The sequence below is a fragment of the Photobacterium damselae genome, assembly GCF_003026815.1.
Lineage (GTDB): Bacteria > Pseudomonadota > Gammaproteobacteria > Enterobacterales > Vibrionaceae > Photobacterium > Photobacterium damselae.
Genome location: NZ_PYOG01000001.1, coordinates 243,034 through 268,054 on the forward strand (window position 1 = coordinate 243,034; position 25,021 = coordinate 268,054).

Consider the following 25,021-nt stretch of genomic DNA (forward strand, 5'->3'; position numbering starts at 1 on the left):
TGTGATCAATTTTGCTCGAACAAGCATAGTTAATGTTCGAATAGTGATCTTGGTGCAAATTCCTATTAGGACAATTTAAAAAAACATTATGATTTGAAGATATATTAAAAGGCTAACAGCAATAACTCTTAGCCTTTTATTTTATAAAATCAGTTCTTATTGAATTTGAGTCTTACTCACTGGGGCTGCTTTTTTAATATCGAATGAACCGATATAAGTACCTCGATCATTACCACTCCAGGAATAAACGTCACCATAAGCTGTGACAAATGTAAAACCATAATGGTCAGGATACGTAGCAATAATTCGTTCAGGAATGACAATTAAATCTCTTGTACTATCTAAAAGACCACCACCAAACTCTTTATTACCCCAACTGCTTATCCATGCTTTAGGTTCATCACTTATGCCAGAAATTGCCATGAAGGCTTCACCATTAGTAATAAAGTGTCCTACATTATTACCATCTTTTAGACCAAAGCCTCTAAACCATCCATATTTATCTTCAGTCGATACAGAATCATAATCATAGAATTTCTCAAACGAAACTTGATCACCTTTTTTCGCGCTCAGATTCCAAATCCCTTTCCAGGATAGAGTCTTTCCATTGGCAAATAATGCAGTAAAACCATCATCACTTGCCATAATATCTTTAGCGTTTTCTAACTCAGAATGTAAGCCTTTTAATTCATGAGAGTATGTATTCCCCCCATAAAAAACACTTCCCCACGTCAGTACTTGACCACTTTCTGTTAATGCAGCAAAAGCACCATGATTTGCGACTACTTTCTTAATATTCTCTAACGGTTCCAATAATTTCTGATTAACTTCATTAACACGCATTTGCTGATAGTAACCAGGTACTGGAACACGTTTTAAACCATTCGGGCACCCATCCTGAGTATAAAACGTCTTATTACTTTCTTTACATGTCGTCGTATCTTCAACTAACTTAACTTTAAAACCAGCATAATCATATACAGGTGAACCGCCATAACTGGAAATTCCCCATACGATGACCTTTTTATTTTTTGTTAAAGCTGCAAAAGCGCCATCTGTTGCAACTAAGTCATTAAATAATAAAGACGGCTCATTATTATCGATATTGCGAAGTTTATCGAAATAGAGATCCCAATTAAAATGGGTTTTCGCATCAGTCGCCTGAATTAATTGACTTGTGCTCGGTGATAAATCGGTATCAGACAACTCTCCTTTTTCTTTAGCTAGAGCTTCTTTTTCAGCCTGTTCTTGCGATTCCTTTACCTTTTGTGCCGCTATATCTCGCAAATACTGTTTATATTCATGCGAAGCACTGCCCCATTCAACTAGCTCACCTCTTGTCGTTAAGATAGCAAACCCATTAAAATCTTGGCCTAAACCGACAAATTTAGCTATTGGCGCATCTTGTTTTAAATACTTACAGGTTCCTGAAAAATCAGCTTTTGTCATTTTGTCGGTCACTAAGCACACTTGACCATTTTCTGTTTTTAATGCAAAAGCATGTTTATTACCCATCATTTGAGTAAATTTAAATTGGTCCTGCAACAAAGTGTCGGTAAAATTCCCCAAAGAACCAACAACATGGACTTGCCCATATTCATTTAAAACAGCAAAGGATCGTAAACTAGGTACAACATCAACAATTTTCTCTTGATTTACCGTTTGTAAATAGTCTTCTTCTCCGATAAATGTTTTAGTGCCCCATGTAAACAAGTTTCCCTGCATATTAATGGCTGCAAAACCGCTATAGTTAGCTTCGACTTTACGGATATTGTGCTTAAATTCCTCGCTTAATGAACGATTCATTTGTGCCAAACCACTTTCGGCTAACGTTATATTTTCAGATATATCACTATCATTATATAAATTAACGCTACCTAAGGTATTGGATTTCCGATCAATTAGAAAACGCTTTTGATAACGAAATTTTGCCAAATGTAATTGGTCTTTAATATAATAACGAACTTCAATTAATAACGGTTTTAAATACTCATTACCTGATAATTGATATTCACATTTTGTTGATAATTCATGATCTTGAGCTGAAGTTTCACCTTCACTTATCCAACGACAAGCAACTTTAGTGTATTCAGTCTCTTGAGCGGAGAGAAAAGAAACCTTAAATGACAACTTATCTCTTGCCCCATATACATCATAATAATCATTTAACTTATTATTTAATCGAGAAATATTTAATAAACGACCAACCTGGATCTCACTGCTCGCTGGGTGTGATTTAAGAACGTCATTAATATTTTCAGGCAATTGATATACCTGATAAGAACCAACACGATTAGATGATACATCTAAAGGTTTTACCTGATCTTTATTAACACTCTCTTCAATTATATTTGAATCTTCTGGATTAACTGCGATCGAAATCGTTTGATCATCGAGAGAAATGCCCTTATTTAAGTCAGCAATTTCAGCTGGCTTATCAAGAGATAAATGATCTTGCTGTATATCCTTAACCGCACTTTCTTTTATTACATTCTGAGAAGAAGATGATGTAACAAAGTCTTCTGGTTTTATCTCTGTAACTTCAAGTTTCTTATCTATTGATAGCGGAGGAGAAATTGTTACTACTGGCTGATGTTCACGATTATTTAAAACAACAGTCTCTCTATTTGAATTTACTTTCTCTTCAGTCGCGGATGCAACTTTATTACGACTTGGATTAAGAATAGGAGTAGAAGATGTCTTAACCGTATTATCGGCTGAATTTTTGACTGGAGTTGCAGCAGCATCATCACCACCTCCTCCACCACAACCACCTAAAACCAATGCTGATACTAACCAAACCTTACGCATAAATTCCACCTAAGCATAATAAAAGGATGGCGATACTAGCGAATAACAAAAATAGTGTAAATGTAAAATTAACTATTCATTAAATTTAATTAATCAATTGTGTTTTATAAATATCCTTAAAATACAAAAATTTATTTATCTAATTGAATTATAAAAGATAAAAAAAGCCGATAAGGAATCACTCCCCTATCGGCTTGTATTTTTAAGTGACGCTTTTAACGAATAATCATTTCGCTAATTGCGCTAATAACATTACTTACGGCGCCAAGTTGTACCTTGAGGGCCATCTTCTAGAATGATACCCATTTCAGTTAACTTATCACGAGCTTGGTCAGCGGCAGCCCAATCTTTGGCAGCACGAGCATCAAGACGCTGTTGAATCAATGCTTCAATCTCTGCCACGTCGTCATCATTTGCACCACTTTGTAGGAATACTTCAGGCTCTTGACCTAATAAACCTAGTACATCAGCCAGTTCACGCATACGAGCACCAAGAACCGATGCAGCAGCCATATCGTCTGTTTTTAGACGGTTAATTTCACGCGCCATGTCAAACAGCACTGAATATGCTTCAGGAGTATTGAAGTCATCATCCATAGCTTCTTTAAAGCGAGCAACAAACTCTTCGCCACCAGCAGCTTCAACTGAAGTATCAAGACCACGAAGTGATGTGTATAAACGCTCTAAAGCAGAACGAGCTTGTTTTAGGTTATCTTCGCTGTAGTTTAGCTGGCTGCGGTAATGACCAGACATTAGGAAGTAACGAACTGTTTCAGGATCATAATGGTTTAATACATCACGAATAGTAAAGAAGTTACCAAGAGATTTAGACATTTTCTCGCGGTCAACCATCACCATACCACTGTGCATCCAAGTATTTACATACTGGGTATCATGCGCGCAGCAAGATTGAGCAATTTCGTTTTCATGATGTGGGAACTGAAGATCCGAACCACCACCGTGGATATCAAAATGATCGCCTAAAATAGCTGAGTTCATTGCTGAACATTCAATGTGCCAACCTGGACGACCTGGACCCCATGGTGATTCCCATGTTGGTTCACCCGGCTTAGACATTTTCCATAGTACAAAATCAAGAGGGCTACGTTTTGCCAGCTCAATATCAACACGAGCACCAGCTTGCAGCTGATCAAGATCTTGCTTAGATAGACGGCCGTAATCTTTAAACTTGCTCACTTCAAACATCACATCGCCATTATCGGCAACGTAAGCGAAACCACGCTCAATCAGACGTTCACAAAGAGCAATGATTTCGCTAATAAAAGCAGTTGCTCGTGGCTCAACATCAGGACGCTTCATGCCTAGTGCATCAAAGTCTGCGTGCATTTCACCAATTAAACGTTCTGTTAGTGAATCGCATGTTTCACCATTTTCAGCAGCACGTTTGATGATTTTGTCGTCAATATCGGTGATGTTACGAACAAACGTTAAATCGTAGCCCAAGTAGCGAAGGTAACGAGACACTACGTCAAAAGATACGAATGTACGACCGTGTCCAATATGACATAAATCGTAGATTGTAACCCCACAGACGTACATACCTACTTTACCAGGGTGAATGGGCTTGAATTCCTCTTTTTGTCGCGTCAGAGAGTTATAGATTTTTAACATGCTCTTCTTTACTCATTTTTGGGGTTACATTAAAGCAGTAATTACACCTTTTATGATTAGTGATGGCAAGGAAAATCCACTACTAACCCACATTTAGGCTATCTTGAAAGCAAGAAGCACGTTAATATTTGTGATAAATCGCTGCAATCGTTAAAATTTGCAGCTTAGTGAAAACAGTCCAGTAAAGGAAAAAACCATGGTAACGCTTCACACTAATTTTGGTGACATCAAAATTAACCTATTTGAAGAGCAAGCACCTGAAACTTGTGCAAACTTCCTACGTTACTGCCGTGAAGGTTTCTACAACGGTACCCTATTCCACCGTGTTATCGATGGCTTCATGATTCAAGGCGGCGGCATGACTTCTGGCATGCAAGAGAAAGAAACTCACGCACCAATCAAAAACGAAGCGAACAACGGTCTAAGCAATAAGACTGGTACTCTTGCAATGGCTCGTACTAACGCGCCTCACTCTGCAACTTCTCAGTTCTTTATCAATGTTAAAGACAACAATTTCTTAGACTTCACTGGCGAAAACATGAGTGGCTGGGGCTACTGTGTATTCGGTGCTGTACTAGAAGGTATGGACATTGTTGAAAAGATCAAAGCAGTGAAAACAGGTCGTAGCGGCTACCACGCAGATGTGCCAGTTGAAGATGTTGTGATCGAAAGCGTAACTATCGAAGACTAATCTTCATTGAATAAGGGCGATCTTTAAGATCGCCCTTTCTTTATTGACTATGACCACACTTTTTATTTCAGATTTACACCTCAGTGCAGATCGCCCCGACATCACACAATGCTTTCTCTCTTTCATAGAGCAAGAGACTCAACACATTGATGCTCTCTACGTTCTTGGCGATTTGTTTGAAATGTGGATTGGTGATGATGATGACTCGCCCTTCCATCAGCAGATAAAACACGCCTTTAAGCAGTTAACAGATCGTGGTACTCCATGCTACTTCATTCATGGTAATCGTGACTTCCTTATTGGAAAACAGTTTGCCAAAGAAACAGGTATGACACTATTACCTGAACATCATGTTGCCAATCTTTACGGGATACCGACACTGATTCTTCATGGTGATACTCTCTGTATTGCCGATGAAGCATATCAAAAATACCGTAAGAAGGTTCATAACCCTTGTTTACAGTGGCTGTTTTCTTGTCTGCCTCTTAGTACTCGTCAACGCATCGGAGATAAGATGCGCAGTGGCAGTAGCCAAAATAATCAGCAAAAAAGTGCTGAAATTATGGATGTAACTGCAAGTGAAGTAGAACGGGTAATGGCTCAAGATGGCGTCTATCGTATGATTCATGGCCATACTCACCGCCCAGATATTCATGAGTTAACCGTAAATGGTCAGCCAGCAACTCGTATTGTTCTCGGTGATTGGTATGATCATGGCTCAGTATTAGTCATAACGCCTGATGACTACCAATTAGAAACCCGCCAATTTCAAACTGAACAAACACTTAAATAGCGTGTAATAAAAAAGGTACGCAAACACGTACCTTTTCTCTCCTTTGTTCCGCAAATCATACCGTATTAGAGATTAGCAATAGGCTCTGGTGTAGATTTACGGTCTTGGCTCCAAGAGCGATACATACTAATTGCCGTATAAAGTACCACACCGGTTACCAACCAAGCCAAAAGATGCATATCTAATGATTTAACCAAATAAGCAGCAATCACAACCGCTATAGGCCCTGTTATGGCAACGACCAAAGCGGCACGAGTATTTACCCGATCTCGAACAAGAAAGCCACCAGCTGAGAAAAAACTCAAGAAGGCACAAGAGCACATCATGACAGGGAATGCCGCCAATGGATTCATACCTAGCATATAAATCATTGTCATACACGGAGCATATAAACCAATACCAACTGTCATTAATGCGCCAAATAAAAAGTTACCAGCAATACCGATAGCTAATTTCCACCCCGTTAACCCTAACGCAGTGCCACCTAATGGGAAAAGTTTTAACTGCCCTGCAAGCATAAGGCCCGCAACAATAAGCAGTGCCATACTCATGACAATACGAATAAGCTGGCGATCCCAACTAGAAACCAATTTCGCGCCAACGGTCGCACCAGCACAAGCTGCAATTACCAAACTAACTAAAGTGACAGCATCAACATTGACTGCTGTTAAAAAAATAAGGGATTGAACAACAGTGGCCAATACGGACTGACAGTTAAGAGTTCCTGGCAACACTTTATCGTCGACCAATTTAAACTGCTTATAACCTGCAGTCATAATGGCAAAACTACCAATGCCTAAGGTATCGCAAAAATTTGCGAATCCCCCAATAAGGCCAATTGGAACAATCTTTGTTTGCGCTTCCTGCGTTCTATTTCTGCGCCATGCTTGAATAAGCAAGAACACAAAAATAGCTCCTCCAACAAGCAGTCCCGCTTGTATCAAGGTAAATATGGACATAACTCAGCTATTTCTTCACAAACAGATTAATAACACGCACAAATTGAGTAACAACTCAACAGAGAATTAAACGTAAGGAGTATAATGAATCGACACCTTATTGTGCAGGTGCAACAAAATATCACATAAATAGGATGTACCGATGATTTATCCCTAAAAAAAGAAAATATTTATAGATATTAGGGTGACATCTCAAGTAAAGGTATAGGTCTAATCTGCATTCTGATTTATACTTTGGGGTAATAAAAATGACTGAAATATACAATTGAATTCATCCATGTTCTCATACATTGCTAGACAACCTATCCTCAATACAGAAAGGAAAACTGTTGGGTATGAGTTGCTATTTCGAGATGGACCACAAAACAGCTACCCAAATGTCGATGAAGAGCAAGCGACTAATCAGCTGCTCAATGACAATTTCTTTAGTCTTGCTGGCCCGGTACATATCACTTCGGGAAAAAGAGCATTTGTAAACTTTCCTTATGATAGTTTAATTAAAGGTACCCCTTTATTATTTGCCAAGCAAAGCTTTGTAATTGAAATTCTAGAGTCTTGCCAACCGACTAATGAGCTGTTTTATGCTGTCATCAACCTGTATAAAAAAGGATACACCTTAGCTTTAGACGATTTTATGCCAAGTGAAGCATGGAACCGTTTTTTACCTTATATCCATATTATTAAATTTGATATTCGTATTCTGCCTATCGAGAAAGCAGCACGGTTTATTGAACATTACAAAAAACGTACAAATATTAGATTTCTTGCAGAAAAAGTAGAAACCTATGAAGAATTCATTGCCGCAAAAGATGCGGGGTTTGAATTATTTCAGGGGTATTTTTTCAGTAAACCGGAGATGCTACAGAGAAAGTCTCTTAAGCCTTCAGCATTAACCGCGATTCGTTTACTTAAAGAGATCTGTGTCGACGAAGTTAACTATGACAAAGTAGAAGAGATCATCGCAACAGATGTTTCACTTTCGTATAAATTACTGCGTCATGTAAATATGATGACTTCAAATCGAGCAAAACCTATCGCTTCATTTAAACAAGCTCTGGTTTATCTTGGAGAAGAGAAATTACGTCGATTTATTACGTTTGTCGTAACATCGCATGCGTTACAAGCTAAACCTCAAGCTTTACATAACTTATCACTACAAAGAGCGTATTTTTGTGAAAGCTTAAGTAAGTTGGTTAATAAAAATATCGATGGTAATCAAGCCTTTCTTACTGGACTGTTTTCATTGTTAGACTCCTTATTGGACCAACCGTTAACAGATCTGGTGAATAATTTACCTCTAACCCAAGATGTTAAAGACGCTCTAATTGAAAGAACAGGACAGTTGGGCGACATTCTACAATTGGCTGAAGCTTTTGATAACGCACAATGGGATACAGTGAACTATTACAATCGTTTCCTTGGCCTAAAAGAAGAATCCATTGCTGAGCTCTACTTAGAATCGGTACAATGGGCGACAACTTTTGAAAAAAATTGGCAACAAGTAAATGACTAATTCATTATTATCGTGCCCATGTGGCAGCCAAAAGTCTCTCGCTCAATGCTGTCAGTTAGTTCATCAAAACCACGCTCATGCAACTCACCCAGAGCAATTGATGCGAGCTCGTTACAGTGCTCATGTTTTAGGTTTGGTGGATTTTGTAGTGGCAACCTATCACCCAAGTTGTGAAGCGGAACAATATCGTGATGCCATTGCCGATTCAGTACATTCAACTTGGCTTGGACTTGATGTTCTAAATAGCGAAATCGCCCCATCTGGTGAAGGCTTCGTTGAATTTAAAGCGTATTATCAGGATGGAAAAGATGAGTATGTTCTCCAAGAACGTTCTCGTTTTTTACAAGAAGAAGTCGACGGCAATAAACTGTGGTTCTACATCGACGGTGAATACCCACAAGCACAAGAAGAATCGGTTTCTCAGCCAGCAAACAGCAATAAAATAGGTCGAAATGATCCTTGTCTCTGTGGTAGCGGAAAAAAATATAAGAAGTGCTGCGGATAATCATTCATACCATTTAATCGCAATTGAATAAGAGAGGATAACGTATAGGTATCCTCTCTTTTTTATTTCATCTTTCTCTTTCTCGCCATCTAGAATCTTAACAATAAATTTAATTTTTTCTTCAAATTAATGTTGCAAAACATGAGTAGCTTAGTTAGTGTGAATAACAAGCTAATCAATAGCATTCAATTTTGAGTAAATAATTATGCGTATCTTCCAGACTAACATTCATCACCATCATCATCCTGATTGATCTTTCGGGAGGATACGTATCGCCCTGGAAGATCGCATAATCTTCCAGAGGCTAGCAAGGATTGCGCCATTATAGCCCTCGGAAGAGAACTTCATCTTCCGAGGGCTTTTCAGTTTTTTACTGGATCAAACTGATTATATGGATTGATATAAGGAATATAACTATGCAAACACCTCGACTTCGTATTGCAATACAGAAAAAAGGACGCTTGAGTAAAGAGTGTCAGAACTTGTTAAAACAATGTGGCGTAAAATTTAACATGGTCGGTGAACGTCTGGTTGTTCACGCTGAAAATATGCCCATTGACCTACTCTTAGTACGCGATGATGATATTCCAGGGTTAATCATGGATGGTGTGGTTGATCTGGGCGTTATTGGTGAAAATGAATTAGAAGAAGTGGGCCTTGAGCGAATTGCCCGCAATGAACCAGCAGATTATAAAAAGCTGCGTCGTCTCGATTTTGGCGGTTGTCGTCTCTCTATCGCAATAGATAAAGACGCTAAGTATAACGGTCCTCAAGATCTACAAGGCAAACGCATTGCAACCACCTACCCACAATTAGTTAAACGTTATATGGACGAACGTGGGGTTAAATTTAGTACTTGTATGCTTAACGGTTCGGTCGAAGTTGCTCCACGAGCAGGGTTAGCCGATGCCATTTGTGACTTAGTATCAACAGGTGCGACTCTCGAAGCAAACGGCCTAAAAGAAGTCGAGGTCATTCTTCGTTCTAAAGCAGCCTTAATTCAGGCCAAAATTCCAATGAGTGCTGAAAAACAAGCACTAATAGACCGCCTTCTCACCCGTATGCAAGGTGTGATTCAAGCTAAAGAATCAAAATACATCATGCTTCACGCCCCAACGGATCGTTTAGACCAAATCAAACAATTGCTTCCTGGTGCTGAAGACCCAACGGTGATGCCTCTTTCTCAAGATAGAACCAAAGTCGCCATTCACCTTGTGAGTTCAGAAAACCTATTTTGGGAAACGATGGAGCAACTAAAAGAGCTTGGAGCCAGCTCAATTCTTGTTCTGCCAATTGAAAAAATGATGGAGTAGCGCGATGAAAACGGTCTATTGGCAACAATATAGCGAACAAGAGCAACAACAATTGCTCACTCGTCCAGCTATTACTGATGGCGCGGCGATTAAAGCCAAAGTCGCTCAAGTCATCAATTCGGTTCGAGAAACAGGAGATCAAGCTTTATTCGAACTCACAGAAAAGTTTGATCAGCAAACATTAAAGCAACTTGCCATAACCTCAAAGCAGATCCAACAAGCCAGTGATCGTCTGAGCGAATCAATGAAACAAGCTCTAAATCAAGCTTATGACAATATCGCTCTATTTCACCAAGCCCAAAAAGCCAAACCCGTGATTGTGGAAACTCAATCCGGTGTTATTTGTGAGCAGATCACTCGTCCAATTAATGCAGTTGGGTTATATATACCAGGAGGAAGCGCTCCTTTACCTTCAACAGTACTCATGTTGGGTATTCCTGCTCAAATTGCAGGCTGTAAACAAGTTGTGCTTTGCTCCCCGCCACCCATTTCTGATGAAATTTTGTATGTCGCGCAATTGTGTAACATTACCACTATCTTCCAAATTGGTGGTGCTCAAGCTATTGCAGCCATGGCCTATGGTACTGAAAGCGTACCTAAAGTTGATAAGATTTTTGGCCCAGGAAACGCCTATGTAACCGAAGCAAAACGTCAAGTTAGCAATGATTTCCAAGGTGCGGCGATGGATATGCCTGCAGGACCATCAGAAGTATTAGTTATTGCAGATCACAGTGCCAATCCTGCCTTTATTGCCGCTGATTTATTAAGCCAAGCCGAACATGGACCTGATTCTCAAGTTGTTTTAGTAACACCAGATGAAACCATTGCACAACAAACGGCGATTGAGATAGAAAAACAACTGGCTGAGTTATCTCGTTCAACTATTGCAGATAAGGCACTTACCAGCAGTTTACTGATTGTGGCGCAAGATATTGAGCAGTGTATTGCCATCTCTAACCAATACGGCCCTGAACACTTAATTGTTCAAACTGAAGATCCTAGAGCTCTATTATCTAAACTCGATAACGCTGGATCGATTTTCCTTGGGTTATGGTCTCCTGAATCGGTTGGCGATTACGCCTCTGGTACTAATCACGTATTACCAACCTATGGCTATACCAAAACCTACTCTAGCTTAGGGCTGGCCGATTTTTCAAAACGAATGACGGTACAACAACTTAGTGCAGAGGGGCTTATGGCTCTTGCGCCAACAGTAACAACCATTGCCGATGCTGAAGGCTTAGATGCTCATAAAAGGGCGGTAACCATTCGAGTTGAACAATATCAAACACAGTGTTAACTCTTTTCAAGGAAAATGAACATGGTAAAAAAATTAGCAAGACAAACAGTACAGGAGTTAACACCTTACCAATCTGCTCGTCGATTAGGGGGGCAAGGTGATATTTGGCTTAATGCAAACGAATCCCCTTTTGCTAATGAGTACAACATTAACCATACTCGACTGAACCGCTACAGTGAATGTCAACCGCCGCAACTGATAGAAGCTTATGCAAACTATGCTGGCGTACGACCAGAACAAGTTCTAACCTCACGAGGTGCCGATGAAGGAATTGAATTATTAATTCGTGCCTTTTGCGAGCCAAATCAAGATGCAATCCTCTATTGTCCCCCGACTTATGGTATGTATAGCATCAGTGCGCAAACCTCTGATGTTAATGCGATTGCTGTACCCTTAACCAAAGAGTGGCAACTTGATTTACCCGCTATCTTTGCCCAATTAGATCGCGTGAAATTGGTTTTTGTTTGCAGTCCAAATAATCCAACAGGCAATCTATTAGCAAAAGCCGATATTGAAGCATTATTAGAACGTACTCAAGATAGTGCTTTAGTGGTGGTCGATGAAGCCTATATTGATTTCTGTAGCGAGGAAAGTGTTGCCAATCTTCTGGATCGCTACAGTAACTTAGTGATATTACGAACGCTCTCAAAAGCTTTTGCCCTTGCGGGTCTTCGTTGTGGATTTACCCTTGCTAACCCACAAGTTATCGAATTACTTCTAAAAGTCATTGCGCCCTACCCAGTTCCGATTCCTGTTGCTGATATTGCCATAGCCGCATTATCAGAGGCAGGAATAGCACGAACCAAATTTCAAGTGCTTGATATCAGCGCTAACCGAGCCTACCTCCAAGCGGGTTTAGGCATGCTACCGAATGTGCGCGTCTTTGATGGTTATGGCAATTATCTTCTGGTGCAATTTGAAGATGCAGAGCCATTATTTAAAGCACTGTGGGACAGCGGTATTATTTTACGTCGTAGTCCAATTGAAAACTGCATTCGAATCAGTATCGGAAACCGTGATGAGTGTGAAAAAACGCTCGCCTTTATCCGAACTCAATTAACACAATAAGCAAGGATGTCGATTGTGAGCCAAGAGAAAATTTTATTTATAGACCGTGATGGCACATTAATTGTTGAGCCACCGATTGATTTTCAAGTTGACCGTTTAGATAAATTACAGCTTGAGCCTTATGTTATTCCGGCTCTTCTTGAGCTACAAAATGCAGGATATCAACTGGTGATGGTGACCAATCAAGACGGGTTGGGTACCGAAAGCTATCCACAAGCAGACTTTGATGCGCCACATAATATGATGATGGATATTTTTACTTCCCAAGGAGTGAAATTTTCCGATGTCTTAATCTGCCCTCATTTTGACCATGAAAATTGCAGTTGTCGTAAACCTAAATTGGGGCTAGTAAAAACCTATCTTCAGCAAGGACGGGTCGATTTTAGTCAAAGTGCCGTTATCGGTGATCGTCCAACGGATCTGCAACTGGCAGAAAATATGGCTATTCGAGGTATTCAATATCACCCGCAACAAATGGGATGGCAACAGATCGTTAAAGATCTTACCTCCAACCCAAGGATCGCTGAGGTTATTCGTACCACCAAAGAAACCGACATTCACGTTAAAGTAAACTTAGATCAAAGTGGTGGAAATCAGATCAGCACCGGCTTAGGTTTTTTCGACCACATGCTGGATCAAATCGCTACCCACGGCGGGTTTCAACTTGAAGTAAATGTTGCAGGCGATCTCTACATTGATGATCACCACTCTATTGAAGATACTGCCCTAGCTTTGGGAGATGCTCTGCGTAAAGCCTTAGGAGATAAACGAGGAATTGGTCGATTTGGTTTCTCGCTACCCATGGATGAGTGTCTTGCTCAATGTGCTTTGGATCTCTCAGGCCGGCCATATCTAAAATTTGATGCCACATTTAGTCGAGAACAAGTTGGCGATTTATCGACGGAAATGGTTGAGCACTTTTTCCGCTCATTAACTGATACCTTAGCGTGTACTTTACACCTCAGTTCTAGTGGACAAAACGATCACCACATTATTGAAAGTCTGTTTAAAGCTTTTGGCCGTACGTTACGTCAAGCGATCAAAGTTGAAGGTAACGAACTACCAAGCAGTAAAGGAGTACTGTAATGAGTCAGCAGCAGGTCGTGATTATTGATACCGGATGCGCCAATATCGCTTCTGTAAAATTTGCCATTGAACGACTTGGGTATCCAGTTACCGTCAGTAAAGACCCTGAAATTGTTTTAAGTGCCGATAAACTGCTATTACCAGGAGTCGGAACTGCCGCCGAAGCGATGAAAAACTTAGAGCAACGAAACCTCATTCAGCTCATCAAACAAATCACTCAGCCAATACTGGGGATCTGTTTGGGCATGCAATTGCTAGGTCGTTACTCGCTAGAACAAGTGAAAGATGAGAAAGAACAACAAGTGCCATGCCTTGATATTTGTTCTGCTCCTGTCATTAAGCTCGATAGCCAGGGATTTCCTCTCCCTCATATGGGGTGGAATACCATAACGCCAGAACCCGGCCACCCACTCTTTGCTGATATTCCAATGGGAAGTTATTTTTATTTTGTTCACAGCTATGCCATGCCTATTTTTGCTCAAGGAGGCAGAACTATCGCACAATGTGAATATGGTCAAGGATTCAGCGCAGCCATTCAATGTGGCAATTTTTATGGGGTGCAATTTCACCCAGAACGTTCAGGGAAAGTCGGATCTCAATTACTAAAGAACTTTCTCGAGCTCTAATTCAAGGATGAAAAATGATCATACCCGCATTAGATTTAATTGATGGCCAAGTCGTTCGCCTATATCAGGGCGATTATGGTCAAGTGACCGAATACAAAGTGAATCCAAGTGAACAATTTGCTCTTTATTATCGGGCAGGAGCTCAATGGCTACATCTTGTTGATTTAACCGGTGCTAAAAATACGCAAGCAAGACAATTAGACTTAATTGCTAGCATCTTAGCCAGTACACCTGCCAATATTCAGATTGGAGGGGGCGTTCGTCATTTAGAAGATGTGAAGGCGCTATTATCTGCAGGAGCTAAACGTGTCGTTATTGGCTCTACCGCAGTGAAGCATCCGCAACAGGTTAAACAATGGATACAGGAGTTAGGCGCTGACAAAATCGTGCTTGCCCTTGATATTAATATTAATGACCAAGGTGAGCGCCATGTTGCCGTCTCTGGATGGCAAGAAGATTCTGGTGTCACGATTGAGGCACTACTAGAGGATTATTTAACTGTCGGTCTGCAACACGTGCTATGCACCGATATCTCCCGTGATGGCACTTTACAAGGTTCGAATGTCGCCCTTTATCAAGATTTGTGTCGCAACTATCCAACCATTGCTTTTCAATCTTCTGGTGGCATCGGCTCTCTTAATGATATTGCCGCACTTAAAAATAGTGGTGTAGCTGGTGTAATCGTGGGGCGAGCACTGCTTGATGGCCATTTTACGGCAGAAGATGCCTTTCAACTTTGGGCTCGGGAATAAGGAGAGTTTATGTTAACAAAACGTATTATTCCCTGCTTAGATGTACGGGATGGACAAGTAGTTAAAGGCGTGCAATTTCGCAATCATGAGATCATTGGTGACATTGTACCACTGGCGAAACGGTATGCTGAAGAAGGTGCTGATGAGCTGGTTTTTTATGATATTACCGCATCAAGTGATGGCCGAGTTGTCGATAAAAGTTGGGTATCACAAGTTGCCGAAGTCATTGATATTCCCTTTTGTGTTGCAGGCGGAATACGAACGGTTCAAGACGCCAATCAAATATTAGAATTTGGAGCAGATAAAGTTTCCATTAACTCCCCCGCTCTTGCCAATCCAGCTCTTATTACAGAGTTGGCAGATAAGTTTGGAGTGCAATGCATTGTCGTTGGCATTGATTCTTATTTTGATGTAAATACTAAACAGTACCAAGTCTATCAATTTACTGGGGATGAAAAACGGACTCAAATGACTCAGTGGCAAACTGAGGAGTGGGTAAAAGAAGTTCAGCAACGTGGTGCCGGTGAAATTGTACTAAATATGATGAATCAAGACGGTGTACGTAATGGCTATGATCTCACACAGCTCAGTAATATTCGGCAAGTTTGTCATGTTCCTTTAATCGCCTCTGGTGGCGCGGGGGAAATGGCTCACTTCGCTCAAGCCTTTAATCAAACAAATGTTGATGGCGCTTTAGCAGCATCGGTATTTCATAAGCAGATCATTAATATTGGTCAATTAAAACGCTATTTAAAACAGCAAAATGTGGAGATCCGACTATGAGCTTAATAACAGAGATTAATTGGGAAAAAGTTGGTGGTTTAATTCCAGTCATAGTTCAAGATAGCCGGACACAAAAAGTATTAATGCTTGGCTATATGAATGATGCCGCGCTCAGTAGTACATTAGATACTCATAAAGTGACATTTTGGTCTCGTACTAAACAGCGTTTATGGATGAAAGGCGAAAGTTCTGGAAATATATTAAAGCTTGAAGAGATAAAACTCGATTGCGATCAAGATACCTTACTTATTCAAGCTATTCCGGTAGGACCAACTTGTCATCGAAATACAGAAACCTGTTTTGATGATAAAGACATTAAATTATCTGCCGCTTCCCCCCTTTTCTTGCAGCAATTAGAACAAGTACTCGCAAGTCGCAAAGGGGCTGATCCAAAATCATCTTATACCGCCAGTTTATATGCACGAGGAACCAAGCGTATATCGCAAAAAGTGGGAGAAGAAGGAGTAGAAGTAGCATTAGCAGCAACATCAGGGGATAAAGAAGAATTAATTTGTGAATCTGCTGATCTGCTATATCACTTATTAGTCCTACTACAAGATCAAGGCTTATCATTACAGGATGTATTAAATAAATTACACCAAAGACACAATGAATAACTAAATCGTAAGAGCGATCTTCTGTCTTATTATGAGAAAAAAATGCCAGCATATTAACGCTGGCATTTCTTATCACAATAACTTCTTATCGCAATAAATAGGTATTAGCGAATCATATCAAGATACAATTGCTCTACTTTTGTTCGGGCCCATTCTGTACGGCGCAGAAACTTAAGGCTCGATTTAATGCTAGGATCATGAGTAAAACAACGAATATTAATTCGATAGCCAAGTTCATCCCAGCCATAATGTTCAACTAACTCTGTCAGTAATTTCTCTAACGTTATGCCGTGTAAAGGATTATTTTTCTGTGTCATAAAATTTACTTAACGCCCTTTTATCTAACGTCCTAACGCTTCTTTATAATGGGTACGACAAACAGAAACGTAGCGATCATTACCGCCAATTTCGACCTGATCCCCATCTGCAATTGCACGGCCCGTCTCATCTTGGCGGATAACCATATTAGCTTTACGACCACAGTGACAAATTGTTTTTAATTCAACTAATTTATCAGCCCATGATAATAGATAGCGGCTGCCTTCAAATAGCTCACCACGAAAATCAGTGCGCAATCCATAACATAATACTGGAATATGTAATTTATCAACCACTTCGGTTAATTGATAAACCTGATCTTTAGTTAAAAATTGGCATTCATCAATTAATACGCAATCTATTTTTTTCTCATTATGAATATCAGTAATCTGAGCATAAAGATCATCGGCATTATTGAATAGTTCAGCATCTTCTTGCAAACCAATTCGGGAGCTCACTTTACCTTTACCATATCGATCATCAATCGCTGCCGTAAAGATTAAAGGCGTCATACCACGTTCACGATAGTTAAATGATGATTGTAGTAAGGTTGTCGACTTACCCGCGTTCATCGCAGAGTAGTAGAAATACATTTGAGCCATTAGGTTCCCCAAATCGTTTGAAAATACATATCCAAAATTAGCGTGATGCTACAGAAATCTCCCCACAATGAAAAGCGAGATCATTAAGTTTGGATCACAACAATAAAAAAAGCCTGCAAACTGTGCAGGCTTTAAGCAAGATGATGACTGCGATTATGCAGCGCTAGTGCTTGATACCGGGCGGCGAGACCACCAAGACAGACCAAAACACATCACAACGAAGGTCAACGTTGCCGCTAAGAAACTCACTGGTAGTGAATCTGTAATACCTAAAACAAGGAAACCTACAGCAGAAACAAACGCCACTGATAAAGCATACGGGAGCTGTGTCGCAACATGATCAATATGATGACAACGCGCGCCTGTTGAAGACAAAATCGTTGTATCAGAAATTGGTGAGCAGTGATCACCAAATACAGCACCAGCAAGGACACCAGCAAGCATAGGAAGCATTAACGTAATATCCGTGGCCCCTGCAAGATCACCTGCGATAGGAAGCATGATGCCAAACGTACCCCATGATGAGCCCGTAGAGAATGCCATAATGCCTGACAAACAGAATAAAATAACAGGTAATAGCATTGGGTTAATATTACCTTGAACTAAGGTTGATAAGTACTTACCTGTTTGAATATCGCCAATCACACTGCCGATGCTCCAAGCAAATAGCAGGATTAAAATAGCACCAAACATAGATTTCGCACCAATCCATAGCGTACTTGTTACATCAGCCATAGGTAAACGCTGACGAAGTACCGGAATAAGTGCACAAATTAAGCCTAGCGTACCACCAAGAACAAGTGACTTACCTACATTAGTGTTTTCAAATGCGCCTAGGATATCAAATGGCTTACCTGCTGCTGCAAGACCTTCATTACCGGTATAAATCATAAAGAAGAAGGTAGCAAAAATAAGGACTAAGATAGGCCATACTAAATCGCCTACTCGACCTTTATCACTCTCTTTAATTTCAAGCTCTTCATCTAATGCTTTTGCTTCATCAAGAGAATCACCTTCATCAAAGCCTCGACCGTGACTTGCAGCCATTTCATGCTTCTTCATTGGACCCACATCCCACTGGAACCAAGCAACTACAAAGACCATTGCTAAGGCGAAGATTGCATAGAAGTTCATTGGAGCCAGTGTCATAAATGCACTTAATGGTGAGTACTCAGTTACACCGTGAGAAACTAAAATGCCACCAATCAAGGTAATGATATAAGCACCCCAGCTTGATGCAGGCATAATTACACACATAGGTGCTGCTGTTGAATCAACAACATAAGCCAGTTTTGCTCGAGATACATAGAATCGGTCAGTAACGGGACGTGCAATCGCACCTACTGCTAGGCTATTAAAATAGTCGTCAACAAAAATGAAAATACCTAAAAATGCAGCCAGTAGTTTTGCACCACGCTTACTCTTAATTTTAGTCTGAGCCCACTCAGCAAATGCTCGTGTACCGCCAGATAAAGTTAATAGTGCCGTTGTCATACCTAATAAAACAAGAAATAGCAAAATGCTTAAATTGCTATAATTTAGGTCGCCATCGACAACAAACAGTTCGGTCGCCGTCTGCTTTAAATACGAAAAGGTGTTGCCTAATGAAAAGTCGGTTAACAGTAAAGCACCAAGTACAATACCAGCACCTAATGAAATTAATACACGACGTGTCAGAATAGCCAAGCTTAGCGCGACCAGAGGCGGTAAGATGGATACTAAAGAATGGGAATAATCTACAAAGTTCATGATCTCTATTACAACCGATCCAGGTTGGAGATCTACTGTCATTGATAAGCACATAGTCTTATCAAGAAGAGAAAAGGAAAGAAGGTTAACCCTCTCCTGACCCCACAGTAGCGCTCCATAGTTAATATTAAAATTTTACTATGGCAGTGTTGTACCTATTCGACACAACCCCAGCAAGAGGGTTTGATACCCTTCTCTTACTTCGGCATTGGCTCCTTTCTCTAACCGTCAATGGAATCACCCTCGAGTTAGTTACTTATAGACAATGCACCTCTACCCTTAGTCAAGGAAATTTCATTCTACGTAATGTCAGCTCATTTGCAACAACTTAGAATGAAAAAATGATAGTGTTTAGTGAATAATTTTGCAGCTATTTATAAAAAACACAGAATTATTCCTTATAGACAAAGCAAGCATCATCTAATGATTATGAAATTAACCGCATGTGTTATTAATATAAATATATGGATGGTCTTTTATTAATGCGGTTCACTTTGTAACGAATTCATAATGATGAATACTTAAATTTTCGTAACAATAGATGATTATTTATAGAGAGCAGACACTAGCATTAAAATAATAATAGTATTATTATTGTCAAATATAATTTAACGCTGCTATTATTATTCCAGTAGCCATATATAACAAACAGGAAATATAAATGTCTGATGCAATGAAAGCGCTATTAAATCTTCGTAGCCTTCGCGCACTTTCTCGTGAATACACTCTAGAACAACTACAAGAAGCTCTAGAAAAATTACAGACAGTTGTTAGCGAACGTGAAGAATCTGAAGCTGAAGAAATCGCTAAAGAAAATGAGCGTAACCAGAAACTAGAGCAATACCGCGAAATGCTATTAGCTGACGGTATTGATCCTGAAGAATTACTAGCTTCACTATCAAAAGCACCAAAAGCAAAACGTGCTGCTCGTCCAGCTAAATATAAATTCATCGATGAAAACGGTGAAGAAAAAACTTGGACAGGTCAAGGCCGTACTCCAAGTGCTCTTAAAAAAGCACTTGATGAAGGCAAATCTCTTGAAGAGTTTGAGATCTAATCCTTCTCAATACAAAAAACCCGGCTTTATGTCGGGTTTTTTTATATTGAACAGTTAACATAAACATTCACTTCATTTCAAAACAACCTCTTTCATTACGGTTATTTATATCCAACCACAAGACTATTACTCTTCTTGTCTATTCGTCGTATCGAAGTAATTGCAAATCATTTGTTCAATATCAATCATAACTTCTTGTTACTTTTTATTACACTCTTATATATCTCGTAATGTATGCAGCTAAACTCATGATATAAAAAAGCTGAGTCTTCACTCAGCCTTTAAAAATATATTACTGTATTTGATCCGCTAAATGACTCACTGCTAAAGCAAAATAGTGAGATCGATTCCATTTTAATAGTGTTTGATAGTTTTCATAGATCAAATATGCTCGTCCATGTTGATCATCGGGTTGAACTAACCATGCTTGAATATCTTCTGTTGGTAATTGCTGACCCGATACGGTACGAACACCTAAAGCTTGCCATTGTGATAAAGTTTTACCTTTATCCCTTTCAACACCAATAAGTGCCGAATTTAATGTTGTTGGTACTTTAACTTGACGTCCCCAAGTATATTCATCATTCCAACCAGATTTATGCAGATAATTAGCAGCAGAAGCAAAAACATCTTCTGTTGTATTCCAAATATCGGATTTGCCGTCATTATTTCCATCAGCGGCAAAGGTTAAATAAGAGCTAGGCATAAATTGCGGCTGACCCATTGCTCCTGCCCATGAACCTTTCATTTCTGAAGGTTTTATATGACCTTCATTCAATATTTGCAATGCATCCATAACCTGACCTCGGAAAAATGCTTCGCGACGTCCTTCATAAGCCATGGTTGCTAGAGCTTCTACTACATTATATTTGCCAGTAAATTTACCAAAATTACTTTCAACGCCCCATAGCGCAACAATAAAGCGAGGTTGAACACCAAATTGTTTACCGATACGTTGTAAATCGGTGTAATGTTCGCGATATAAGCGATTAGCTTGCTTTACTTTCCATTGAGGTACAGCTCTTGGGATATATTGATCAAGCGTTAATTTTTTCTCTGGCTGATTTTTATCGGCTTTAACAGCACGATGCTTAAATTCAATACCTGTAAACGCTTCATTAATAATCTGTTCTGAAATTCCTTTTTCTCGCGCCTCTGCCTTTAAGCCTTCCACATATTTATCAAATCCTGCATCAGCTGCAAAAACTGATGATGACATCCCTAATCCAAATGCTACAAGAGCAGAAACTAGTCGCTTTTTCATAATGACCTTATTATGGTTTTACCGCAGCTTTTGCCGCTTTATATTCTTCTAACAAATTAGGCACTGGTGGCGGCACTTGTAAATAAAACCCCTGCTCAACCAATGCAGTTTTAACTTTCTCGACATCAGCAATTGCTAATTTTCGACCGGCTAAATTTAATACCATCACAAATTGTGGTTTACCAAATGTAGTAAGTAGCGCTTCTGGCACTGATGAAAAATCATCTTTCTTACTAATATATAGGTACGTGTTCTCTTTCTTTAAACTTTTATAGATGGCACACAACATGATATTTACTACCGTTAAACTACTAGATTTATAGACTCTATTTTATCAAAAACATTCAATTTAATGATCTATTCCTCATATTTGGGTGAGAGACAGATCTTAATTTACACAGTCTTGGCAAGGATAACTTGCCCGAAAGGATTTAGGAATATACCATGCTAAGTACCTTTGTGATAACGGACAGGATTGGCTAATTTAGCTTCAATATGACTAAATCTGCAGAATTAAAAGGGAGTTCTTTTACACTCTCGGCACTTCATCTCAATGATGGTGATATAACGACCGCATTGACACAACTAAAAGAAAAAGTTGATAGAGCGCCAAACTTTTTCGCATCAGCGCCATTAGTGATTGATATTTCGCAGGCGGGCAGTAAGATTGATTTTGCCCAATTAAAGTCAGGAATAACGAAAGCAGGAATGATTCCTGTTGGGATCAGCGGATGTAAAAATCCTCAGATGCAAGATAAAGCAAAACAAAATGGTTTTGCTATTATGAATGCAGCGCGTCAGTTGCAAGCATCCGAGCCTGAGATGGTACCAACAAAAATCATTCGTACTCCAGTTCGCTCTGGCCAACAAATTTATGCAAAAAATTCAGACCTTATTATCATGAATCATGTAAGTGCAGGCGCTGAAATTATTGCTGATGGCTGTATTCATGTTTATGGAACATTAAGAGGTCGCGCTATTGCTGGAGCAAACGGCCAACATCAGGCGCAAATTTTCTGTCAGAATTTACAATCTGAGTTAGTTTCCATTGCGGGATGCTACTGGCTAAGTGATAAAATACCTGAAGAATTCTGGGGTAAGGGTGTCGTTATCTCACTAACAGAAAATAATTTGAACATAGAGCCTTTAGCTTTATAACGTTTAATAAGGAATTTATTTGATGGCACGTATAATCGTTGTTACCTCAGGCAAAGGTGGGGTTGGTAAAACTACATCAAGTGCAGCAATCGCATCAGGGTTAGCTCTTCGCGGTAAAAAAACAGCCGTAATCGATTTTGATATCGGTCTTCGTAATCTAGACCTAATTATGGGTTGTGAGCGTCGTGTTGTTTATGACTTTGTTAATGTCATTAATGGTGAAGCAAATTTAAACCAAGCATTAATTAAAGATAAGCGTACCGACAACCTATTTGTATTACCTGCATCGCAAACTCGTGATAAAGATGCACTAAGTAAAGAAGGCGTAGAACGTGTTCTTAAAGATTTAGGCGAGATGGGTTTTGATTTTGTTATTTGTGATTCACCAGCAGGTATTGAAACTGGTGCACTAATGGCATTGTACTTTGCTGATGAAGCTATTGTAACCACGAACCCTGAAGTCTCTTCTGTTCGTGACTCTGACCGTATTCTAGGTATTCTAGATTCAAAGTCACGCCGAGCAGAGCAAGGTCAAGAACCCGTTAAGCAACATCTTTTATTGACCCGTTACAACCCAACTCGTGTAAACCAAGGCGATATGCTAAGTGTTCAAGATGTTGAAGAAATTTTGCATATCCCACTTTTAGGTGTTATTCCTGAAAGCCAAGCAGTACTGAATGCATCGAACAAAGGTGAACCTGTTATCTTTGACAAAGATGCTGACGCAAGTATTGCTTATCAAGATACTGTTGCTCGTTTATTGGGTGAGGAATGCCCATTCCGTTTCTTAGAGGAAGAGAAGAAAGGCTTCCTTAAACGTCTATTTGGAGGCTAATTATCATGGCTTTGCTAGAGTTCTTCCGCCCTAAAAAAACAACGACGGCAAGTGTGGCGAAAGAAAGGCTGCAAATTATCGTCGCTGAGCGTCGTTCTGCGGGTCAAGGTGCGCCGTCCTACCTACCGCAACTAAAACAAGATATTCTTGAAGTTATTCGTAAGTATGTTGCAATTGACCCAGAACAGGTTGTTGTAACCTTAGATCAAAAAGAAGAAGATCTTGCCGTTCTAGAATTAAATGTAACGTTGCCTGAAGAAGATAAATAATCAGTCAGCAGCATTACCATTCTGTCGATAAATAAAATAAACCCCAAGCCAAAAGCCTGGGGTTTTTTATTTATTCTTAAACCTAGTTATTTCAAGCTTGCCGAATTAGGTGACATTTTTTCTAATAAGCCCATTACTCGCTCTTCAAATAATGGTTTTCGCCACGTTTTTAGCATTTCTGGGCGTTTATCTTCCGCATATTGATGCTTCCAAGCCCAAGACAATACTTGATGAATCTGCTTTTTTGATGCCAGAAATTCAGGCGCTAAACCCGTTTTCTTCTCGACATCAACTACGACATCTTTCAGACGTTTAACCGCCTGTTTGTATCCAGCGAAATCGACCAGTCGTTGAATTTTATCTGGATAATCAAACGCTGACATCGAATCCACATCATACACCATCTTTAATAGACGATTTGCATGACGTTGGATCTCCATCGGTTCAAAGCCTTCTTTTTCCATTACAGCTTTGGACTTAATGTTATAGCGAGCAATTTTCCATAAATTCAGTTCTTTTACGATAAAGTTAACCGCAATATCACGTTTTTGTGATTCTAATACACGCCATGCGGCTAATTTTTGCAATATAGCTAATTGCTTTGGATTTAATTGCCATGCGTTCTTAATATTTAAATACGCTTTGCTTGGATCGGCTTGTTTTACTCGTTTAAGCATAGTAGCGTTACACTCTTGCTCTAACGCTTTGCAATATCCAGCGGCCCCTACTTTTTCTAACAAAGTTTCATACAGAGGCAATAAATAAAATACATCAGCTGCTGCGTAATTTAATTGGCGATCCGTCAGTGGACGAGCAAGCCAATTTGTACGAGCTTCACCTTTATCAAGCTCAACACCCACATACTCTTTAACTAGGGCTCCAAAACCTGTCGAGACACCGTGACCTAAAAAAGCCGCCATAAGTTGGGTATCAAGCATAGGTACAGGCAGGCATCCAGCATGATGCTGAAACACTTCCAAATCTTCACCACAAGCGTGCAGCACTTTCATAACTGACTGATCGCGTAGTAAATCCCATAATGGCTCCATGTCTTCAATTGCTAAAGGATCAATCAAAGAGAGTTGTTTGCCATCAAATAGCTGAATCAAACCCAATTTAGGATAAAGTGTACGTGTACGAACAAACTCAGTATCAAGCATGATAGCAGGCGCAGAAGACGCCGCTTGGCATACCATCTTTAAGTCGGCAGTGGTCGTAATAATTGTAAATTCCAAAATAAACCTTTTACTTTGTTACCAAACCAACCGCATTAAGTAATACCTAATATCCTTTTTGTATTACTTAATGCCATTGGTAAAA

Annotated in this window: 25 protein-coding genes, 1 riboswitch and 1 other annotated feature; of the genes, 16 read left to right on the forward strand and 9 right to left on the reverse strand. The window is 39.7% G+C overall.

Going from position 1 to position 25,021, the window contains the following annotated elements; genetic code table 11:
* Nucleotides 1–156: 156 nt before the first annotated feature.
* Nucleotides 157–2,811, reverse strand: a complete 2,655-nt coding sequence (locus tag CTN07_RS01075) for a hypothetical protein (RefSeq protein WP_005300136.1) — start codon at nucleotides 2,809–2,811, stop codon at nucleotides 157–159.
* Between the two features lie 252 nt (nucleotides 2,812–3,063).
* The gene (cysS, locus tag CTN07_RS01080) at nucleotides 3,064–4,443 is read right to left on the reverse strand and encodes a cysteine--tRNA ligase (RefSeq protein ID WP_036764139.1); all 1,380 of its coding nucleotides are present in this window, start codon (nucleotides 4,441–4,443) and stop codon (nucleotides 3,064–3,066) included.
* Between the two features lie 196 nt (nucleotides 4,444–4,639).
* Between cysS and CTN07_RS01085 the strand changes: the two genes are divergently transcribed.
* Nucleotides 4,640–5,134, forward strand: coding sequence for a peptidylprolyl isomerase (locus tag CTN07_RS01085; RefSeq protein WP_005300139.1), 495 nt, complete (start codon nucleotides 4,640–4,642; stop codon nucleotides 5,132–5,134).
* 49 nt (nucleotides 5,135–5,183) lie between these two features.
* Complete coding sequence (gene lpxH, locus CTN07_RS01090) at nucleotides 5,184–5,927, forward strand: UDP-2,3-diacylglucosamine diphosphatase (RefSeq protein WP_005300141.1); 744 nt, start codon at nucleotides 5,184–5,186, stop codon at nucleotides 5,925–5,927.
* A gap of 65 nt (nucleotides 5,928–5,992) precedes the next feature.
* Here lpxH and CTN07_RS01095 read toward each other — a convergent pair whose 3' ends face one another.
* Nucleotides 5,993–6,886, reverse strand: a complete 894-nt coding sequence (locus CTN07_RS01095; RefSeq protein ID WP_005300143.1) for a sulfite exporter TauE/SafE family protein — start codon at nucleotides 6,884–6,886, stop codon at nucleotides 5,993–5,995.
* Nucleotides 6,887–7,163: 277 nt separating this feature from the next.
* On the opposite strand from CTN07_RS01095, the gene CTN07_RS01100 reads away from it, so the two are divergent.
* From CTN07_RS01100 to hisIE, 10 genes are all read left to right on the forward strand, one after another.
* Nucleotides 7,164–8,399: an EAL and HDOD domain-containing protein gene (locus CTN07_RS01100; protein WP_005300145.1), complete on the forward strand. Its 1,236-nt coding sequence runs from the start codon at nucleotides 7,164–7,166 to the stop codon at nucleotides 8,397–8,399.
* Nucleotides 8,392–8,904, forward strand: coding sequence for a YchJ family metal-binding protein (locus CTN07_RS01105; RefSeq protein ID WP_080551733.1), 513 nt, complete (start codon nucleotides 8,392–8,394; stop codon nucleotides 8,902–8,904). The genes CTN07_RS01100 and CTN07_RS01105 overlap by 8 nt, the downstream gene beginning before the upstream one ends.
* 228 nt (nucleotides 8,905–9,132) lie before the next feature.
* Nucleotides 9,133–9,271 (forward strand) — a sequence feature (His leader region).
* A gap of 49 nt (nucleotides 9,272–9,320) precedes the next feature.
* Nucleotides 9,321–10,217 (forward strand): ATP phosphoribosyltransferase, encoded by an 897-nt coding sequence (gene hisG / locus CTN07_RS01110; protein ID WP_005300147.1) that lies wholly within the window; start codon nucleotides 9,321–9,323, stop codon nucleotides 10,215–10,217.
* A gap of 4 nt (nucleotides 10,218–10,221) precedes the next feature.
* Nucleotides 10,222–11,517 (forward strand): histidinol dehydrogenase, encoded by a 1,296-nt coding sequence (gene hisD, locus CTN07_RS01115; RefSeq protein WP_005300149.1) that lies wholly within the window; start codon nucleotides 10,222–10,224, stop codon nucleotides 11,515–11,517.
* A gap of 21 nt (nucleotides 11,518–11,538) precedes the next feature.
* Nucleotides 11,539–12,585 carry a histidinol-phosphate transaminase gene (gene hisC / locus CTN07_RS01120; RefSeq protein ID WP_005300151.1) on the forward strand — a complete coding sequence of 349 codons (1,047 nt, stop codon included), beginning with the start codon at nucleotides 11,539–11,541 and terminating at the stop codon, nucleotides 12,583–12,585.
* A gap of 12 nt (nucleotides 12,586–12,597) precedes the next feature.
* Nucleotides 12,598–13,671: a bifunctional histidinol-phosphatase/imidazoleglycerol-phosphate dehydratase HisB gene (gene hisB, locus CTN07_RS01125; protein WP_085999140.1), complete on the forward strand. Its 1,074-nt coding sequence runs from the start codon at nucleotides 12,598–12,600 to the stop codon at nucleotides 13,669–13,671.
* Nucleotides 13,671–14,297, forward strand: a complete 627-nt coding sequence (gene hisH / locus CTN07_RS01130) for an imidazole glycerol phosphate synthase subunit HisH (protein WP_005300155.1) — start codon at nucleotides 13,671–13,673, stop codon at nucleotides 14,295–14,297. Before hisB ends, hisH begins: the two co-directional genes overlap by 1 nt.
* Before the next feature lie 14 nt (nucleotides 14,298–14,311).
* Nucleotides 14,312–15,049: a 1-(5-phosphoribosyl)-5-[(5-phosphoribosylamino)methylideneamino]imidazole-4-carboxamide isomerase gene (gene hisA / locus CTN07_RS01135; protein WP_005300156.1), complete on the forward strand. Its 738-nt coding sequence runs from the start codon at nucleotides 14,312–14,314 to the stop codon at nucleotides 15,047–15,049.
* A 9-nt stretch (nucleotides 15,050–15,058) separates the two neighbouring features.
* Nucleotides 15,059–15,832, forward strand: a complete 774-nt coding sequence (gene hisF, locus CTN07_RS01140) for an imidazole glycerol phosphate synthase subunit HisF (RefSeq protein ID WP_005300159.1) — start codon at nucleotides 15,059–15,061, stop codon at nucleotides 15,830–15,832.
* Nucleotides 15,829–16,449: a bifunctional phosphoribosyl-AMP cyclohydrolase/phosphoribosyl-ATP diphosphatase HisIE gene (gene hisIE / locus CTN07_RS01145; RefSeq protein ID WP_005300161.1), complete on the forward strand. Its 621-nt coding sequence runs from the start codon at nucleotides 15,829–15,831 to the stop codon at nucleotides 16,447–16,449. The genes hisF and hisIE overlap by 4 nt, the downstream gene beginning before the upstream one ends.
* Nucleotides 16,450–16,553: 104 nt before the next feature.
* On the opposite strand, the gene CTN07_RS01150 is transcribed toward hisIE, so the two are convergent.
* The 3 genes from CTN07_RS01150 to CTN07_RS01160 all read right to left on the reverse strand — a co-directional run bounded on the left by CTN07_RS01150 (nucleotide 16,554) and on the right by CTN07_RS01160 (nucleotide 19,118).
* On the reverse strand, nucleotides 16,554–16,766 hold the full coding sequence (locus tag CTN07_RS01150; RefSeq protein ID WP_036764145.1) for a VF530 family protein: 213 nt from the start codon (nucleotides 16,764–16,766) through the stop codon (nucleotides 16,554–16,556).
* A gap of 24 nt (nucleotides 16,767–16,790) precedes the next feature.
* On the reverse strand, nucleotides 16,791–17,369 hold the full coding sequence (locus tag CTN07_RS01155; protein ID WP_005300162.1) for a thymidine kinase: 579 nt from the start codon (nucleotides 17,367–17,369) through the stop codon (nucleotides 16,791–16,793).
* A 153-nt stretch (nucleotides 17,370–17,522) separates the two neighbouring features.
* Complete coding sequence (locus CTN07_RS01160; protein ID WP_036764147.1) at nucleotides 17,523–19,118, reverse strand: Na+/H+ antiporter NhaC family protein; 1,596 nt, start codon at nucleotides 19,116–19,118, stop codon at nucleotides 17,523–17,525.
* 100 nt (nucleotides 19,119–19,218) lie between these two features.
* Nucleotides 19,219–19,402: riboswitch (Lysine riboswitch) on the reverse strand.
* A gap of 377 nt (nucleotides 19,403–19,779) precedes the next feature.
* Between CTN07_RS01160 and CTN07_RS01165 the strand changes: the two genes are divergently transcribed.
* Nucleotides 19,780–20,175, forward strand: coding sequence for an H-NS family histone-like protein (locus tag CTN07_RS01165; protein WP_005300165.1), 396 nt, complete (start codon nucleotides 19,780–19,782; stop codon nucleotides 20,173–20,175).
* Between the two features lie 292 nt (nucleotides 20,176–20,467).
* Here CTN07_RS01165 and CTN07_RS01170 read toward each other — a convergent pair whose 3' ends face one another.
* Nucleotides 20,468–21,439 (reverse strand): lytic murein transglycosylase, encoded by a 972-nt coding sequence (locus tag CTN07_RS01170; RefSeq protein ID WP_005300167.1) that lies wholly within the window; start codon nucleotides 21,437–21,439, stop codon nucleotides 20,468–20,470.
* Between the two features lie 10 nt (nucleotides 21,440–21,449).
* The gene (locus CTN07_RS01175; protein ID WP_036764149.1) at nucleotides 21,450–21,728 is read right to left on the reverse strand and encodes a YcgL domain-containing protein; all 279 of its coding nucleotides are present in this window, start codon (nucleotides 21,726–21,728) and stop codon (nucleotides 21,450–21,452) included.
* Between the two features lie 206 nt (nucleotides 21,729–21,934).
* Between CTN07_RS01175 and minC the strand changes: the two genes are divergently transcribed.
* Genes minC through minE form a run of 3 tightly spaced genes read left to right on the forward strand, consistent with a single transcriptional unit; the run spans nucleotide 21,935 to nucleotide 23,701 of the window.
* A complete protein-coding gene (gene minC / locus CTN07_RS01180; protein WP_005300169.1) occupies nucleotides 21,935–22,597 on the forward strand; it encodes a septum site-determining protein MinC in 663 nt (220 codons plus the stop codon).
* 22 nt (nucleotides 22,598–22,619) lie between these two features.
* Nucleotides 22,620–23,432: a septum site-determining protein MinD gene (minD, locus tag CTN07_RS01185; RefSeq protein WP_005300171.1), complete on the forward strand. Its 813-nt coding sequence runs from the start codon at nucleotides 22,620–22,622 to the stop codon at nucleotides 23,430–23,432.
* Between the two features lie 5 nt (nucleotides 23,433–23,437).
* Nucleotides 23,438–23,701 carry a cell division topological specificity factor MinE gene (gene minE / locus CTN07_RS01190; RefSeq protein WP_005300172.1) on the forward strand — a complete coding sequence of 88 codons (264 nt, stop codon included), beginning with the start codon at nucleotides 23,438–23,440 and terminating at the stop codon, nucleotides 23,699–23,701.
* An 86-nt stretch (nucleotides 23,702–23,787) separates the two neighbouring features.
* On the opposite strand, the gene rnd is transcribed toward minE, so the two are convergent.
* Nucleotides 23,788–24,936, reverse strand: coding sequence for a ribonuclease D (gene rnd, locus CTN07_RS01195; protein ID WP_005300173.1), 1,149 nt, complete (start codon nucleotides 24,934–24,936; stop codon nucleotides 23,788–23,790).
* Nucleotides 24,937–25,021: the final 85 nt, after the last annotated feature.

What these genes read in the sequence shown, in the direction of transcription:
- CTN07_RS01160 (WP_036764147.1), bottom strand. Translation starts at nt 19,118, where the DNA reads ATGAACTTTGTAGATTATTCCCATTCTTTAGTATCCATCTTACCGCCT.
- CTN07_RS01175 (WP_036764149.1), bottom strand. Translation starts at nt 21,728, where the DNA reads ATGTTGTGTGCCATCTATAAAAGTTTAAAGAAAGAGAACACGTACCTA.
- minE (WP_005300172.1), top strand. Translation starts at nt 23,438, where the DNA reads ATGGCTTTGCTAGAGTTCTTCCGCCCTAAAAAAACAACGACGGCAAGT.
- CTN07_RS01085 (WP_005300139.1), top strand. Translation starts at nt 4,640, where the DNA reads ATGGTAACGCTTCACACTAATTTTGGTGACATCAAAATTAACCTATTT.
- CTN07_RS01165 (WP_005300165.1), top strand. Translation starts at nt 19,780, where the DNA reads ATGTCTGATGCAATGAAAGCGCTATTAAATCTTCGTAGCCTTCGCGCA.
- minC (WP_005300169.1), top strand. Translation starts at nt 21,935, where the DNA reads ATGACTAAATCTGCAGAATTAAAAGGGAGTTCTTTTACACTCTCGGCA.
- CTN07_RS01100 (WP_005300145.1), top strand. Translation starts at nt 7,164, where the DNA reads ATGTTCTCATACATTGCTAGACAACCTATCCTCAATACAGAAAGGAAA.
- hisIE (WP_005300161.1), top strand. Translation starts at nt 15,829, where the DNA reads ATGAGCTTAATAACAGAGATTAATTGGGAAAAAGTTGGTGGTTTAATT.
- hisH (WP_005300155.1), top strand. Translation starts at nt 13,671, where the DNA reads ATGAGTCAGCAGCAGGTCGTGATTATTGATACCGGATGCGCCAATATC.
- hisD (WP_005300149.1), top strand. Translation starts at nt 10,222, where the DNA reads ATGAAAACGGTCTATTGGCAACAATATAGCGAACAAGAGCAACAACAA.
- lpxH (WP_005300141.1), top strand. Translation starts at nt 5,184, where the DNA reads ATGACCACACTTTTTATTTCAGATTTACACCTCAGTGCAGATCGCCCC.
- hisG (WP_005300147.1), top strand. Translation starts at nt 9,321, where the DNA reads ATGCAAACACCTCGACTTCGTATTGCAATACAGAAAAAAGGACGCTTG.
- hisA (WP_005300156.1), top strand. Translation starts at nt 14,312, where the DNA reads ATGATCATACCCGCATTAGATTTAATTGATGGCCAAGTCGTTCGCCTA.
- hisF (WP_005300159.1), top strand. Translation starts at nt 15,059, where the DNA reads ATGTTAACAAAACGTATTATTCCCTGCTTAGATGTACGGGATGGACAA.
- CTN07_RS01150 (WP_036764145.1), bottom strand. Translation starts at nt 16,766, where the DNA reads ATGACACAGAAAAATAATCCTTTACACGGCATAACGTTAGAGAAATTA.
- minD (WP_005300171.1), top strand. Translation starts at nt 22,620, where the DNA reads ATGGCACGTATAATCGTTGTTACCTCAGGCAAAGGTGGGGTTGGTAAA.
- CTN07_RS01155 (WP_005300162.1), bottom strand. Translation starts at nt 17,369, where the DNA reads ATGGCTCAAATGTATTTCTACTACTCTGCGATGAACGCGGGTAAGTCG.
- CTN07_RS01075 (WP_005300136.1), bottom strand. Translation starts at nt 2,811, where the DNA reads ATGCGTAAGGTTTGGTTAGTATCAGCATTGGTTTTAGGTGGTTGTGGT.
- CTN07_RS01170 (WP_005300167.1), bottom strand. Translation starts at nt 21,439, where the DNA reads ATGAAAAAGCGACTAGTTTCTGCTCTTGTAGCATTTGGATTAGGGATG.
- hisC (WP_005300151.1), top strand. Translation starts at nt 11,539, where the DNA reads ATGGTAAAAAAATTAGCAAGACAAACAGTACAGGAGTTAACACCTTAC.
- CTN07_RS01105 (WP_080551733.1), top strand. Translation starts at nt 8,392, where the DNA reads ATGACTAATTCATTATTATCGTGCCCATGTGGCAGCCAAAAGTCTCTC.
- CTN07_RS01095 (WP_005300143.1), bottom strand. Translation starts at nt 6,886, where the DNA reads ATGTCCATATTTACCTTGATACAAGCGGGACTGCTTGTTGGAGGAGCT.
- cysS (WP_036764139.1), bottom strand. Translation starts at nt 4,443, where the DNA reads ATGTTAAAAATCTATAACTCTCTGACGCGACAAAAAGAGGAATTCAAG.